The 14748-nt window shown below is 74.4% G+C and carries 11 protein-coding genes; 8 read left to right on the top strand and 3 right to left on the bottom strand.

What is annotated here, in order from left to right:
- Nucleotides 1-24 precede the first annotated feature (24 nt).
- Nucleotides 25-1344: a DUF2252 domain-containing protein gene (locus AC54T2_RS09330; protein ID WP_496666027.1), complete on the bottom strand. Its 1320-nt coding sequence runs from the start codon at nucleotides 1342-1344 to the stop codon at nucleotides 25-27.
- A 38-nt stretch (nucleotides 1345-1382) separates the two neighbouring features.
- Between AC54T2_RS09330 and tpx the strand changes: the two genes are divergently transcribed.
- A complete protein-coding gene (tpx, locus tag AC54T2_RS09325) occupies nucleotides 1383-1880 on the top strand; it encodes a thiol peroxidase (RefSeq protein WP_186341376.1) in 498 nt (165 codons plus the stop codon).
- Between the two features lie 59 nt (nucleotides 1881-1939).
- Here the strand turns inward: tpx and AC54T2_RS09320 are convergent, their stop codons facing one another.
- Nucleotides 1940-5104 (bottom strand): LpqB family beta-propeller domain-containing protein, encoded by a 3165-nt coding sequence (locus AC54T2_RS09320; RefSeq protein ID WP_496666026.1) that lies wholly within the window; start codon nucleotides 5102-5104, stop codon nucleotides 1940-1942.
- Between the two features lie 232 nt (nucleotides 5105-5336).
- On the opposite strand from AC54T2_RS09320, the gene AC54T2_RS09315 reads away from it, so the two are divergent.
- From AC54T2_RS09315 to AC54T2_RS09285, 7 genes are read left to right on the top strand one after another with little or no spacing between them, the layout of a single operon-like run.
- Nucleotides 5337-6497 (top strand): heme/hemin ABC transporter substrate-binding protein, encoded by a 1161-nt coding sequence (locus AC54T2_RS09315; protein WP_496666025.1) that lies wholly within the window; start codon nucleotides 5337-5339, stop codon nucleotides 6495-6497.
- A gap of 29 nt (nucleotides 6498-6526) precedes the next feature.
- Complete coding sequence (locus tag AC54T2_RS09310; RefSeq protein WP_496666024.1) at nucleotides 6527-7609, top strand: FecCD family ABC transporter permease; 1083 nt, start codon at nucleotides 6527-6529, stop codon at nucleotides 7607-7609.
- Nucleotides 7606-8457: a heme ABC transporter ATP-binding protein gene (locus AC54T2_RS09305; RefSeq protein WP_186341373.1), complete on the top strand. Its 852-nt coding sequence runs from the start codon at nucleotides 7606-7608 to the stop codon at nucleotides 8455-8457. Before AC54T2_RS09310 ends, AC54T2_RS09305 begins: the two co-directional genes overlap by 4 nt.
- Complete coding sequence (locus AC54T2_RS09300; RefSeq protein WP_496666023.1) at nucleotides 8451-9647, top strand: hypothetical protein; 1197 nt, start codon at nucleotides 8451-8453, stop codon at nucleotides 9645-9647. Before AC54T2_RS09305 ends, AC54T2_RS09300 begins: the two co-directional genes overlap by 7 nt.
- Nucleotides 9644-11080: a hypothetical protein gene (locus AC54T2_RS09295; protein ID WP_496666022.1), complete on the top strand. Its 1437-nt coding sequence runs from the start codon at nucleotides 9644-9646 to the stop codon at nucleotides 11078-11080. Before AC54T2_RS09300 ends, AC54T2_RS09295 begins: the two co-directional genes overlap by 4 nt.
- Entirely contained in the window at nucleotides 11077-13323 is a 2247-nt protein-coding gene (locus AC54T2_RS09290; protein ID WP_496666021.1) for an Ig-like domain repeat protein, read from the top strand. Before AC54T2_RS09295 ends, AC54T2_RS09290 begins: the two co-directional genes overlap by 4 nt.
- Nucleotides 13324-13330: 7 nt before the next feature.
- On the top strand, nucleotides 13331-14005 hold the full coding sequence (locus AC54T2_RS09285; protein ID WP_496666020.1) for a biliverdin-producing heme oxygenase: 675 nt from the start codon (nucleotides 13331-13333) through the stop codon (nucleotides 14003-14005).
- An 87-nt stretch (nucleotides 14006-14092) separates the two neighbouring features.
- Here the strand turns inward: AC54T2_RS09285 and AC54T2_RS09280 are convergent, their stop codons facing one another.
- Entirely contained in the window at nucleotides 14093-14740 is a 648-nt protein-coding gene (locus AC54T2_RS09280; protein WP_489975945.1) for an MOSC domain-containing protein, read from the bottom strand.
- Nucleotides 14741-14748 lie beyond the last annotated feature (8 nt).

Raw genomic sequence — 14748 nt, 5'->3', positions numbered from 1 at the left:
GTCGCCCGCGCGGCCGGGCCCGGGTCACGTCGACGCGATCCCGACCCGGCCCTCGCGGAAGGCGTCGACGAACAGCGCGTGGTCGGCCCGCACGCGCTCGGCGTAGGCGATGCCCCAGTCGCCCAGCCAGGTCACGAAGTCGTTGCGGCGACCCTCCAGCGCGGCGGCGATCGCGGTCTCGACCTGGAAGTCCACGAGGTCCTGCTCGCTGTCCTCGTCGGAGGCGCAGTGGATCTTGGCGCTCGCCCGACCGAGCAGGTCCACCACCGACCGCATCTCGGCGGGCTCGTTGATCCGGCTCCAGTCGAGGTCGACCTCGTAGGGCGAGACCTCCGAGACCACGTAGCCGACGCCGTCGATGCTGGTGTGCCCGAGGAGCGGGTCGGTGTGCACCTGCAGCGCCCGCTGGCTCACGGCGGTGCGGTGGCCCTCGTGCTCGAAGTAGGCGTCGACGTCGCCGGTGTCGACGAAACGGCTCACCGCCGGCACGTTGGCCTGCTTCATGCTCAGCACCACGTCGTTGTCGAGCGCCTGGCTGTAGCCCTCCACGAGCACGTTGTACGCCGGCAGCCCGGCACTGCCGATGCCGAAGCCGGTCTTGCCGACGACATCACGCAGCTCGTAGAACAGGTCCCGGTCGAAGCGCTTGGACTCCGGGATCGTGTCGAGGTAGGCGCGGAACGCGGCCAGGACCTTCGTCCGCTCCTCGCGCGGCAGCCGTCTCGTGCTCGCGTCCTCGACGAAGCGACGGGTGCCGCGCTCCACCACCGTGAGGTCGTCGAGGAGGTCGGCGCGCCGCACCTCCCGCGCGAGCGTCAACGCGTCGAGGATCGGTCCCTCGGCGTTGTCGAGGCGGATGGCGAAGTCGTGGTCGTCGTCGGAGGCGACGTAGTGGTCGACCTGCGCGAGGTAGCTGCGTGCGTAGCGGGACACCAGCTTGCGGATCGCGTCCTCCGGCAGCGCCTTCTGCCAGCCGAGGAGGGCCAGGCTCGCCGCGAAGCGCTGCAGGTCCCAGGTGAACCTGCCGAGGTAGGCCTCGTCGAAGTCGTTGACGTCGAAGACCAGCCGGCCCGAGGAGTCGAGGTAGGTGCCGAAGTTCTCCACGTGGAGGTCGCCGTGGATCCAGATGCGATCCGCGCCGTGCCCGGCCCAGTCGTCCTCCTCGGCCGTCACGTCGCGGTAGAACAGGCAGGCGCTGCCGCGGTAGAACGCGTGCGGGTCGCGGGCCATCGTGCGGTACTTCGCGCGGAAGGCCTTCGGGTCGGCGCGCATCAGCGGGGCGAACGCGTCACGGAGCACCTCGATGATGGTGTCGCTCCGGTCGGCGGTGCGCGCGGTGGCCATGCGGGCACTCTAGGTCTGGTGGCCAGTAGGTTGGCGTCATGGCAACCACACAACTTGGCCCCAACACCATCAGCACCGTCGGCGAGCTCCCCGCCGTGGGGACGAAGGCTCCCGGCTTCGACCTGGTCGACTCCTCGTTCCAGCCGCTCACCGACGCCGACGTGGCCGGCAAGCGGGTGGTGCTCAACATCTTCCCGAGCATCGACACCGGCGTCTGCCAGGCGAGCGTGAAGCGGTTCAACGAGCTCGCGGCCGGCCTCGACAACACCGCGGTGGTCTGCGTCTCGCGCGACCTGCCCTTCGCCCAGGCCCGCTTCTGCGGCGCCGAGGGCATCGAGGACGTCCTGGTCGGCTCGGCCTTCCGCTCCTCCTTCGGCCAGGACTACGGCATCGCGATCGACGGCGGCGGCTGGGACCAGCTCTTCGCCCGCGCGGTGGTCGTCATCGACACCGACGGCACGGTGCTCCACACCCAGCTCACCGACGCGGTCGGCGACGAGCCCGACTACGACGCCGCGGTGGCCGCCCTGGGCTGAGCGCCCCGACCACCGGCGAGTGGCCGCGGACCCCGGCGGGTCCGCGGCCGCTCGTGTCCTCAGTGGTCGTGCCGGCCCTGGTGCGCCAGCGCCTCGTAGGCGTCGCAGGCGTGCGCGTACTGCTCGGCGACGACGTCGGGGTCGTGCCACCAGAACCTGCTGCCCGCGGAGGCGGGCACCCGGCTGCGCACCGACGTGGCGGGACGCGGCCCGGGCAGCGCGTCGCCGCGCTCGGAGGCCCGCACCCTGCGGAACGGCTTGAGCAGCTGGCGCGGGGTGTGGCGCTGTCCCCCCACCATCGTCATCCGCACCCGGGACGCGGCCTCGACGTCGCGCAGCGGGTTGCCCTGCACGGCGATCAGGTCGGCCACCTTGCCCGGCTCGAGCGTGCCGACGTCGTCGCTGACCCCGAGGTAGCGCGCGGGCGTGACGATCGCCGCCCGCAGCGCGGCGTACGGCGTCCACCCGTAGCCGACCATCTCCTGCAGGTTGGCGTGCACCCCGATCGCGACGTTGTCGATCGGGCTGTCGGTGCCGACGAGCACCTGGCCGCCGGCGCGGTGGATGCGCAGCAGGGTCTGCACCTCCATGCACTCGGCGGAGGCGCAGTCGGGGTCCGTCGGCTCGGCGGCGTTGTCGGCGGTCGCCGCCAGCAGCGCCTCCCGCTTCCACGGCGGCAGCAGCCGCAGCCGGGGGTCACCCTCGAGCTCCCCGGCGGTGAGGAAGTCGGTGGTGAACAAGGTGGTGGTCACCGTGCGGTTGCCGCGGCCGTAGAGCGCCGGGACGTCGGCGTAGCTGTGGCCCGTCGGCGTGAGCGTGTGCGCATAGCCCAGCCGCTGGGTCGCAGCGAGGTGCGTCGTGCCGTCCTGGCCGACCATCGCGCCCGGCGTGAGGTAGTGCGAGGACGACGGCACGCCGAGCGCGTGGGCGGCCGAGACGACCATCGCCATCCGGGTCGCCTGGAGCCGGACGTAGGACTTCACGAAGTCGTAGTCCAGCTGCCGCGCCCGGGTCAGCTCGCGGCGCACCTCTGCGTCGGTCGTGGTGGGCCGCATGAAGTTGTAGTAGACCCGGGCCCCGTCGACCGGCTCGCCGGTGGCGTAGAAGCGCGGCCCGATCCGGGCGCCGGCGCGCAGCGAGTCGCGGTCCTCCATCGCGCGATAGACCTGGTCGCCCACCGACAGGGTCGAGGTGATGCCCCACGCGAGGCTGACCCGGCCCTGCCGGTCGCCGAAGAAGCGGGACTCGTAGGCCTGGTGGACGTGGGAGTCCATCAGCCCCGGCATGACGGTCAGCCCGGAGGCGTCGACCACGCGGCCCGAGCGGTGCGGGCGGTGCGGGGTGATGCTGCGGATCCGGTTGTCGACGATGGTGATGTCGACGTTGCGGCGCAGCGACCGGGACCTGCCGTCCCAGAAGCGGCCCGCGTGGACGACCTGGCGCCCGGTCCGGACCTTCGGGCGGTAGCGCAGCGGCACCTCCACGGTGCGCGCCCTGCCGGTGCGGGCGTCGGCGAGGCGCAGCCGGCCCTGGGAGAGGTAGAGCAGCCGGCGCGAGTCGCCGCTCCACGACGGCGCGTCGGCGACCTCGCGGTTGACCCGCCGCGGCGCCCCGGTCGGGGTGCCGGTCGCGTCGACGGCCATCACGTGCAGCTGCGAGCCCATCACGAACGCGATCCGCGCGCCGTCGGGCGACCAGACCGGCCCGTCGTCGCCGCGGGTGGACAGCGACGCGTGCCGCTCGCCCGGCTCGACGTAGCGCTGCGCACCGGTCGCGACGTCGACGACGAGGATCTGGCTCACGCCCTCGCGGAACCGCTGGGAGTAGGGCCGGACGGCGGCGAACGCCAGCGTCCGCGAGTCGGCCGACCACGTGGGCCGGCCGGGCCCGAACAGCGGCGTCACCAGCTCGCGCACGTCACCGCTCGCGAGGTCGAGGACGTACGTCGCGCCCGTCTCGTCCTGGAACGCCATCGACCTGCCGTCCGGGGAGAACGACGCCGAGACCTCGGCGGAGGGCAGGGCCGTGACCCGGCGCTGCGTGCCCGCGCGCAGGTCGCGGACGTAGACGTCCTGGGTGCCGGCCTTGTCGGAGCTGTAGGCGATCCGGCGGCCGTCGCGCGACCAGACCGGGTTGACCTCCTGGTAGGAGTCACGCGTCAGGCGCCGCGGGGCGCCGCCGATCCGCATCACCCACAGGTCGTTGAGGGCGACGAAGAGCACCCGCTTCCCGTCGGGCGAGAGCTGGGGGGTGAGCACCCCGGAGAGGCGCCGCGGCGCCCGGGAGTCGAAGTCGTGCTGCTTCTTCGGGTAGGTGCGGCCGGTCAGCCGGACGTCGGCGCGGAAGCGGATCGAGGTGGTGGCCCCGGTCGACGCGACGACGGTGCGGATGCCGCCGTCGGCGGTGTAGAGGAGGCCGTCGGGCCCGGTCCACTCCGGGGTGAAGAGGAAGACGTCCTGGCCCTGGGTGACCGGTCGGCCGTCGACCATGAGGTCGGCGCGCGTGCCCTGCTGCTCGACGTAGGCGACGCGCTGGCCGTCCGGCGCCATCGCCGGGACGTTGAGGGTGACGCCCTGCGCCGGGCGGGCGACCAGCACCGTCGACGCGCCGCTGCGGTCGGTGGCCACCACCTGGTTGTCGGCGACGTGGACCACCCGGGTGCCGTCCGGCGACCAAGAGGGCGTGAACTCCTGCCCCGGGGCGTCGGTCCACTGCGTGAGCGCGCCCGTGGCGACCTCGAGGCTCCAGATGTCGTAGCTGCCGCCGCGGTCGGAGGAGAAGGCGACGTGCGCCCCGTCGGGCGACCAGCGGGGCTCGCGGTCGTCGAATCCGCCGCTGGTCAGTCGGGTGAGGTCGCTGCCGTCGGGTCGGATGGTCCAGATGTGGTAGCCCCCGTCGCGGTAGGCCTGGAAGACGATGCGGCCGTCGGGGCCGACGTCGGGACGTGCCGCCTCGTCGGCGACGGTCGTGAGCCGCCGGGTCGTGCCTCCGCCCGCGGGGACGCGGTGGAGGATGCCGTGCAGGTCCATCACCACCGAGCCGTCGGGGGCGATCGCCGCGGCGATGTTGGTGCCTTCGGTGAGGGTGACGGTGCCGGCGCGGGGCTGGGTCGAGCCGTCGTCGGCCGCGCCGACCGGTGGTGCTGCCAGTGCGGCGGCGACGGCCAGCGAGATGCCGACCGCGCCCGCGCGCAGCAGGCATGGGGTCCTTCGTGTCGTGTCCATGATGCTCCCGAGAGTGAGTGGTCGCCGTGGTGTGACCACCGTCACTGTGCGCATCGATCGCGGGGGCGCGCCACTCGCTCCGGGACCAGCGGTCGGACCTGTGCGGCGAGCGGTCGCGCGCGGTCGCGCCGTCATCCGGAAGGAGCGGGACACGCAGCCGTGGGCCGATGGTCGGTGGAAACAAGGTTAGGTTAGGCTCCGCTTACTTAGGCAAGGCTAACCAAAGGTAGACATGTCCCACTCCCCCGTTCCCCGAGGCGGTGGTCGGCGCTCGGGAACGACGCCCGCCCGCCGCGCAGTCACCTCGACCATCACCTCGACCGTCACCGCGGTCGCCGCCGCGCTGCTGCTCGGCGCCTGCGCCCCCGTCGCCTCGCCGAGCGCCTCGGCGCCGGCCACCCCGACCGCGATCCCGTCGGTCTCCGACGTCGAGCCGCTGGCCGACCCGCGATCCTGGACGGGGGTGGTCGACATCGCGCTGCCCGACGCCGACGTCGCCCCGGTCGCCGACGACCCGACGCCGCGCCTGCCGGTCACCGTCACCGACGCGCAGGGCACGGACGTCACCGTGACCGACGTGTCGCGGATCCTCGCGCTCGACGTCCACGGCACCCTCGCCCGGACGGTCTTCGAGCTCGGACTGGGCGAGCGGGTGGTCGGTCGTGACACGTCCTCGCAGTTCACCGCGATCGCCGACCGCCCGCTGGTGACGGGCAACGGCCACGAGCTCAACGCCGAGGCGATCCTCGCCCTCGACCCCACGGTCGTGCTCACCGACACCTCTCTCGGCCCCTGGGACGTGGTGCTCCAGCTCCGCGACGCCGGCATCCCCGTCGTGGTCACCGACTCCCACCGCGGGCTCGACAACCTCGCGCCGCTGAGCAGCCAGGTGGCGGACGCGCTCGGCGTGCCCCGCGAAGGCCGGCGTCTCGGCGAGCGCATCACCGCCGAGGCGGAGGCGACCAGGGAGGCCATCGCCCGCCTCGCTCCGGCGAGGATCACCGACCGGCTGCGCACCGTCTTCCTCTACGTCCGCGGCAGCTCGGGCGTCTACTACATGTTCGGCCAGGACTCGGGCGCCGACTCGCTCGTCGAGGCGGTCGGGGGCTACGACGTCAGCGCCGAGATCGGCTGGACGGGCATGCGACCGCTGACCGACGAGGGCCTCGTCGCCGCCCAGCCGGACGTGGTGCTCATGATGAGCAAGGGCCTCGACTCGGTCGGTGGCGTCGACGGGCTGCTCGAGCGGTTCCCCGCCCTCGCCCAGACGCCGGCCGGCGACAACGAGCGCATCGTGGCCATGGACGACGACCAGGTCCTCAGCTACGGGCCGCGCACCGCCGACGTCCTCAACGCGCTCGCGATCGCCCTCTACGCCCCGGACTCCCTGTGACGGCCCCCGTCCTGCGGCCCGCCCCGGCCGTGCATCCAGGCCCCCAGCCGCACCCTCGACCGCGGGTCCGCGGGGCGCGCCCGCTCGCGCTCGCGGCGTTCTTCGCCCTCCTCGGTGCCGCACTCGTCGCCGCCCTGGTCGTCTCCGCGGGATCGGGACAGCTGGCCGTCCCCGCCGACGAGGTGGCGGGGTCGCTGCTGCACCGCCTCGGCATCGACCGGCTGCCGCTGCCCACCCATCCCCGCGGTGACGACACCCTGTGGAGCGTGCGCTTCCCGCGGGTGGCGATGGCGGCCCTGGTCGGTGCCGCGCTCGCGGTCGCCGGAGCCCTGATGCAGGGCGTCTTCGGCAACCCGCTCGCCGAGCCCAGCATCGTGGGCGTCTCGTCCGGCGCCGCCGTCGCCGCGGCGACGGTCATCGTCTTCGGGCTCACCTTCGCCGGCGACTGGACCGTCGCCGTCGCCGCCTTCGCCGGAGGCCTGCTCACCACTCTGGTCGTCTACGCGCTCGCCCGCTCCGGCGGTCGTACCGAGGTGGTGACGCTCGTTCTCACCGGCATCGCGGTCAACGCCGTGGCGGGCGCGCTGCTGGCGATGCTGATGTTCCTCGGCGACACCCAGGCCCGTGAGCAGATCGTCTTCTGGCAGCTCGGCAGCCTCAACGGCAGCCGGTGGCCCTACGTCGCCGTCGTCGCCCCGCTCACGGTCCTCGGCATCGCCCTGGCGCTGCTCAGCGCGCGCAGCCTCGACCTGCTGGCCCTCGGCGAACGCCCGGCCCGCCACCTCGGCGTCCACGTGGAGGGCCTGCGCATCGGCCTGATCGTCGTCGTCGCGCTGCTCACCGCCGCCGCCGTGTCGTTCTGCGGGATCGTGGGGTTCGTCGGGCTCGTCGTGCCCCACCTCGTGCGGATGGTGACCGGGCCCGGCCACCGCCTGGTCCTGCCGGCCTGCGTGCTCGCGGGCAGCCTGGTCCTCGTCGTGGCCGACCTCGCGGCGCGCACGCTGGTCGCCTACTCCGACCTCCCGCTCGGCATGCTCACCTCCCTCGTCGGCGGCCCGTTCTTCTTCTGGCTCCTGTGGCGCACCCGTCGTACGTCGGGCGGGTGGGCATGACCGCCGCGCGACACACCACCGCCGAAGTGGGCACCGCCGTCGCGTCCGTGCGAGGTGTGACGACGTCCTTCGGCACCCGCCGCGTCCTCGACGACGTCGACCTCGACCTCCACGCCGGCGAGGTGCTCGCCCTCGTCGGGCCCAACGGCACCGGCAAGTCCACCCTGCTCGCGGTCGTCGCCGGGGACCTCGAGCCGGAGCGCGGCGCCGTCACGGTGCACGGCCGCCCGGTGCGGCAGTGGCGTCTCCAGGCACTCGCCCGGGAGCGCGCCGTGCTCACGCAGGAGCAGCGCGTGTCCTTCCCGTTCCCCGTGCGCGAGGTCGTCGAGATGGGCCGCGCGCCGTGGCGCGGCCACCCCGAGGAGGACCTCGACGACCTCGAGGTCGCCGCCGCGATGCAGACCACCGAGGTCGAGCACCTCGCCGTCCGCTCCTTCGGATCGCTCTCCGGCGGCGAGAAGGGCCGCGCCTCCTTCGCCCGCGTGCTCGCGCAGCAGACGGGGATCCTGATGCTCGACGAGCCGACCGCCGCGCTCGACATCGGGCACCAGGAGACCCTGCTCGCCACCGCCCGCCGGCGTGCCGCTGCTGGGGCCGCCGTCCTGGTCGTGCTCCACGACCTGACGCTCGCGGCCGCCCACGCCGACCGGATGGTGCTGCTGGAGGACGGCCGCGTGGCGGCCGTCGGCACCCCCCGCGAGGTACTCGACCCGGCGCTGCTCACCCGCGTCTACCGCCACCGGATCGAGGTGGTGGCCCACCCGCGCACCGGCGACCCGATCGTCCTCGCCGACCGCAGGCCCGCCCCTGCCCTCGACGACCCGTTGTCCCAGGAGGACCCGTGCTGACCCACCGCCGCACCACCCGACACGCCGCGGCCCTCGCGAGCGGCGTCCTCGCCCTCGGTGGCGTGCTCGTCACCGCCAGCCCGGCGCACGCCGAGGCGCGGATCGGCATCAGCAACGACCGCGGGACGGCGCTGGCCGACGACGGCCGGGCGACGACCTTCACGGTCCGCGGGTCGGGGTTCCAGGCGGTGACGGGCGGCTTCGGCGGCGTCTACGTCGCGTTCGGCTGGGTCCGCGACCCGGCGGGCGGCGGGTGGCGGCCCTCGCGCGGCGGGGTGACGGGCCGCGACTACCGCTACGTCCCCGACTCCGAGAGCGGGGACAACGCCGGCTACCTCCGCTTCGTCTCCTTCCCCGGCAGCTCCACCACCGGCGAGGCGCAGGCGGTGATGACCCGGGCCGGCGCGTTCACCGTCTCCCTCACCGTGCCCGGGCCGACGTTCCGGGCCGTCGACCGCGACGGCGACCTGGTCGACGTCGACTGCCGCGCGGTCACCTGCGGGGTGATCACCTTCGGCGCCCACGGGCTGAAGAACGCCCGCAACGAGACCTTCACCCCGATCCGCTTCGGCGCGGCCCGGGCCGACGACGCGGCGCCGACCCAGACGCAGACGCAGCCGACGCCGGAGCGGTCCGACGAGGCCGTGAGCGCCGGCGACGGCGGGACGACCGGGACCGGGGCCGAACCGTCCCTGCGAGCGGCCGGAGGGGCCGGGTCGCCCGGTCGCGACGACGCGCGGCGCGGTCGCCCGACGGTCCTCACCGAACGGCAGACGGCGCAGGCCGGCCGGGCGCTCGCCTTCACCGGGCGCGGCTTCGAGCCCGGCGAGCAGGTGCTCGCCCTCCTCGACGACGGCGTGGTGGCCCTCGGTCCCCTGGTGGCGGGAGCGGCCGGGGACGTGGCCGGCGTGATGTCCCTGCCCGTGGACATCGCCGGGGGCACCCACGAGCTGCGGCTCGTCGGCGCGGCATCCGGGGCGCGACCGCGCGAGCGGTTCCCGGTGCGGGCGGCGGCCCCTGGCGGGTCGGCCGACGCCGCCCCGGTCGCCGACGACGACGGCGACGTGGCCGCGACGGCGTTCGTCGCGCTCGCGGGACTCGCTCTCACCGGCTCCCTCGTCCTGCTCGTCCTGCGCCTGCGGTTGCGTCGCCGCCTCCGGCGCCCGGTCTCGGCCGAGGCCGTGGCATGAGCGCCGCCGCTCGCGGTCGTACGACCGCCCGGACCGGGGTCGTCGCGCTGGCCGCCACCGCGCTGACGACCCTCGCCGTGCTGCTGCTCGCGGTCGCCCCCTTCTCCCCGGCCGTCGAGCCGGCCCGGGGAGCGGCCCCGGCGGGCGGCGAGCCGTTCGCCGTCACCGGCGCGCAGCTGCGGTGGGGCCTCTCCAACGAGGCCAACAACCGGGCCTTCGCCCCCCAGAGCCACAACTTCCTGTCCGCGGGCGTCGTGCCCGACCCGGGCCGCGGCGGCACGACCCTGCCGCCGAGCGCCTGGAAGGCGGCCGACGGCAACGTGCGGATCGAGAAGCAGCAGGCCGACGGCTCGTACGCCGCTGCCACGTGGGCCGGGCTCACCACGACCCCGCAGGGCACGGCCATCCCCAGCCCGACCAGCGGCCGGTTCAGCAACCACCAGGTGGTGCTCGACGCGGGCGCCGGCACGGTCGACCCCGCCGCCGGATCCGCCACCATCTCGTGGACGGGGTCCTTCTCGGTGGTCTTCTACTCAGGGCTCAGCTACTTCACCGTCACCGACCCGACCCTCGAGGTGACCCCCGAGCGGGCCCAGCTGACGGCGACCCTCGGCGGCCACGCCTCCGACATGGACGACCAGTCGCAGTGGACCCCGCTGCCGCCCACCCGGGTCGTGCTGGCGGACCTGCCGCGTGCCGAGGTCGACCTCGCCGCCTCCGACGGCTTCGCCAGCACGCCGGCCTACCTCGGCGTCGCCTGGCAGGCACCCGCCGATCAGGCGACCCAGGTGGGCGGGCCCTGGAAGGGAGCCTTCCCCAGCAGCTTCCTCGACTTCCTCGCGAGGGCGGGCACGGCCGGCTACTGGTACTCCACCGGTGGCGCCACCGACGCCTTCAAGCCGGCCCTCCCCCTCACGGTGAGCTGGGCGGGCGCGCCCGTCGCGACCCCCACGCCCACCCCGACGGCCGCGCCCACGAAGAGCTCGGACACCTCGCCCACCACGGGCCCGACCAAGGGCCCGACCAAGGGATCAGGGCAGGGACCGGGCCAGGGATCGGGCCAAGGACCGACGAAGACGCCCACTGCCAACCCCACCACGAGCCCCACGACTCCCCCGCTCGCGACGCCCACGGCCCGCCCGGGCGACATGACGGCGCCGGACCCCGACGGGCTGGCCGGCGCCGATCCCGGCGCGGCCGACCCGGACGCCTCCGGCGCCGCTGCCGCGGGGGTGGGCGGCACGCCACTGGCCGTCCAGCCGCTGCAGGTCCCGGCCACCACCTCCGACCCCCCGATGCCGGCCGCAGCCGCGGCCGGCGAGACCGAGACCCACACCCTGTGGCTGCTCGGCTGCGTGCTGCTCCTCGGAGCGCTCGCAACCACCCTGATCAGCACCACCCTGGTCAGCAACCCTGTGGAAGGAAAGAAATGAAGCACGCGCACAGCGGCACCCGCCGCTCCGTGGGCAGCATCGCAAGCCTGGCGCTCCTCGCCGGGGGGATCGCGGTCCTCGCGAGCCCCGCGCCGGCGCAGGCGGCGACCACGACCATCGACCACGCTGAGCTCCGCTGGGACCTCAACCAGGAGAGCACCGGAGGCGCCTTCGCGCCGGGCACCTGGAACCTGTTCTCCGCGGGCAGGCTGCACGACCCCGGCGCCGGCTCCCAGACCCTCACGGTCTCCGACCGGGGCGCCACCTGGACCAACGGCAGGCCGGCCGGGTGGTCGGCCAGCGAGGGCAACGTCACCATCGAGGACAAGCAGGCCGACGGCAGCTACGCCCCCACCACCTGGCAGGGCACCAGGACCAACGCGGCGGGCCAGACCGTCAACGCCGGCGCCACCCTGTCGGAGAACGTGGTCTCCTTCGCCAACGGGACCGGCACGGTCGACCCGGCGACGGACACCGGCACCATCTCGTGGGACGGCGACTTCACGGTCGTCTACTACTCCGGCATGTCCTTCTTCCACGTGTCCGACCCCGAGCTGAGCGTCACCGACGGCAACGGCACCCTGACCGCCACGCTCAGCGGGTACGGCTCGCAGATGGGCGACCAGTCGCAGTGGAGCGCCCTCCCCGCGACCGAGGTCACCCTCGCCGACCTCACCGGCGTCGACCTCACGACCAGCGGGCTCACCGTCACGCCCGACTACCTCGGCGTCACCGTCGACACGGCGCCCGGCAGCACCCCGCAGTCGACGGCCGACCCGACGACGGCCGGCTCCTTCCCGCAGTCGTTCATCGACTTCCAAGAAGCGGTCGGGACGGCGTCGTACTGGTACTCCAGCGGCGGCAGCGTCGACGCACGCAAGGTTGCCACCCCGCTGTCCGTCGCGTGGGCGCCCCGGGTCACCGTGACCCGCACGACGCTGCTCCCGACCGGTGAGCAGGAAGTGACGGTCGAGGGCACGGGCTTCGACCCGGCCCTCGCCACCGGCACCCGTCCGCCGCTCGCCGGCAAGCCCGGCGGCGCCTACATCGCCTTCGGCCGCTACGCCGACGTGTGGCGTCCCTCGGCGGGCGCACCGTCCACGGCGCGGGTGAACCAGGGTGGCGCGGGCCTCAGGTGGGCCGTGCGCGCCGAGGACGTCGCGGCGCTCGGCAGCCAGGCCTCGTCGGCGGTCGTGCTCGACCCCGACGGCAGCTTCACCGCGACGCTGGTCGTGGACAAGGCAGCGATGGACGCCGCCGCGACCTCGGGCAACTACGGCATCTACACCTACCCGGGCTCCGGCGCGACGCAGGCGCTCTACGAGACCTTCACGCCGATCAGGTTCGCCGACTCCGCTGCCACGGTCGAGGTCGACGCGCCGGCCGTCGTCTTCGGCGACGACCAGCTCGTCACCGTCGACGTGACCGGGTCGGGGAGCGGCACGGTCACCCTCCGCGAGGGGGAGGCCGTCCTGGGACGTGCCAGCCTCGACTCCGGCGCCGCGGTCCTCCGGCTGCGCAGGCCCGGGGCCGGCGCCAGGCACCTGTCGGTGACGTACTCGGGAGACCCCGCCACCGCCGGCGCCGCCACCACCACGACCACGACGGTCGCCAGGGCCGTCCCGGCGATGACCGTGCGGGCGCAGGGTGCCACCGCGCCCGAGCCGGTGTCCGTCTCGGTGGCGCTGCCCGCCGCCGCGACGGGTGTGGTGAGCCTCGCCGAGGGAGCCACCGCCCTGGGCTCCGCCGACATCGTCGGCGGCACGGCTGAGCTGGCCGTCGGCGGGCTCGCCGTCGGTCCGCACACGCTCACCGCGACCTACGCCGGCGACCGCAACCACGAGGCCGGCACCGCGACGACGACGGTCACGGTCACCGCACCGGCCCCGGCGCCCGTCCCGGCGCCCGTCCCGACTCCCACGCCCACCCCGGTGCCGCAGCCGGGCACGCTCGGGGGGCCGGCGAAGGGCATCGCGACGCTCACGTGGGGCAGCAGGCCCCGGGCCGGCAAGCGCGGCACCGCCGTCGTGACGGTCAGCGAGCTCGCCACCGGCAGGGCGACGGTGCTCGTCCGCACCGCGAAGGGCAAGAGGGTCGCGTCGCTGAAGGTGCGGATCAAGGCCGGCACGGTCCGCGCGAGGCTGCCCAAGCTCCCCGCCGGGAGGTACTCCCTGGTGGCAAAGGTCCCTGGCAACGACGCCGTGGGCAAGGCGAAGGTGACCCGCACCTTCCGAGTGAAGTGAGGACGTCATGACGATGCTCGACCCGGCTCCGGCCACCGCTGCACTCTCCATCGCGATGCGCGACGGCTCCCAGGAGGCCCACACCGAGGCGGAGGGCTCGGCGTTCATGGCCGAGCTCACCTCGGCGCGCATCAACGCGCTGGGCGTGCGTGACTACCTGCTCCGATTCCGCGAGGTCTACCGCACGCTGGAGGCGCTCGGCACCGAGCTCGCCGGCGACCCCGCCGTCGCCGCGGTCGTCGACCCGGCGCTCGACCGGCTCGCCGCGATCGAGGAGGACCTCGCGTTCTGGGCGCAGGCCGCCGGCGCGCCCGCGCCCGCGGAGTTCCACAGCCCCGCGACCGACGCCTACGTCGCCCGGCTGCACGAGGTCCGTACGTGCGCGCCGCTGTTCGTGGCCCACCACTACACCCGCTACCTCGGCGACCTCTCCGGCGGTCAGGTCATCGGCCGCGTCCTCGACCGCGAGCTCGGGCTGGAGGGTCGGGGCACGGCGTTCTACGCCTTCCCCGCGATCGCGAAGCCCAAGCCCTACAAGGACCGCTACCGCGCCCGCCTCGACGCCCTCGACCTCACGGCCGAGGAGCAGCGCGCGGTCGTCGGCGAGGTGAGCGTCGCGTTCGCGCTCAACCAGGCGGTCTTCACCGAGCTGGGCGCCGACCTGGCGACCTACCGCCGCTGATCGGGCCGCGTCCCCGCTGGACACGTCGTATCCGACGTGTTGAGCGGGGACGAGCCCGCTTCAGCCGGGGTCAGCTCCTCCGGGCCCTCAGCTCCTCCGGGCGAGCAGCCAGGCGTGCTCGGCGGCCGGCAGCACCTCGGCCTCGAGGAGGACCGCGGCGAGCTGCCTGTCGCCCATGAGCGCGCGGAAGTAGATCGGCAGGGTCAGCCCGTGCCCCGGCCGGTGCACGACCTCCACCGGGTCGCCCGCCCGGATCGCACCGGGCTCGAGCACCGCGAGATAGGCACCCGTCAGGCCGCGCTCGGCGAAGCGACGCACCCACGCGCGCTCGGCCATGTGCTTGGCGAACGTCGCGCACGGGATGCGCGGGCCACAGACCTCCAGGAGGGTCTCGCCGACCTGCCAGCGCTCCCCCACCTCGGCCGTGTCGACCGCCAGGCCGAGCGTCGTGAGGTTCTCGCCGAACATGCCGTCGGCCAGGTCGCGGCCGAGGTGCTCGCCCCACCAGTCGAGCTCCTCGCGGGCGACGGCGTAGACGGCCTGGGTGGTGCCGCCGTGGTGCCTGCGGCTGATGACCGCGTCGCCGACGACCCCGCTGCCGAGGCCACCGCGCTTGGGCCCGGGGTCGCGGACCTCGATGACCTCGACCGGGCGCTTGTGGATGCCGCTGGGGCGCTTCAGCCCCGGGACCGGCTCGGGGCTGCCGGCGTTGACGGAGCGGACCCGGGCTGGCACCCGCACAC

The sequence above is a fragment of the Nocardioides sp. Z35_8 genome, from assembly GCF_059621125.1.
This window is presented reverse-complemented; position numbering and strand designations above follow the sequence as displayed.

Coding starts and splice junctions, on each gene's coding strand:
- AC54T2_RS09330 (WP_496666027.1), bottom strand. CDS start 1,344: ATGGCCACCGCGCGCACCGCCGACCGGAGCGACACCATCATCGAGGTG.
- tpx (WP_186341376.1), top strand. CDS start 1,383: ATGGCAACCACACAACTTGGCCCCAACACCATCAGCACCGTCGGCGAG.
- AC54T2_RS09320 (WP_496666026.1), bottom strand. CDS start 5,104: ATGGACACGACACGAAGGACCCCATGCCTGCTGCGCGCGGGCGCGGTC.
- AC54T2_RS09315 (WP_496666025.1), top strand. CDS start 5,337: ATGTCCCACTCCCCCGTTCCCCGAGGCGGTGGTCGGCGCTCGGGAACG.
- AC54T2_RS09305 (WP_186341373.1), top strand. CDS start 7,606: ATGACCGCCGCGCGACACACCACCGCCGAAGTGGGCACCGCCGTCGCG.
- AC54T2_RS09295 (WP_496666022.1), top strand. CDS start 9,644: ATGAGCGCCGCCGCTCGCGGTCGTACGACCGCCCGGACCGGGGTCGTC.
- AC54T2_RS09290 (WP_496666021.1), top strand. CDS start 11,077: ATGAAGCACGCGCACAGCGGCACCCGCCGCTCCGTGGGCAGCATCGCA.
- AC54T2_RS09285 (WP_496666020.1), top strand. CDS start 13,331: ATGACGATGCTCGACCCGGCTCCGGCCACCGCTGCACTCTCCATCGCG.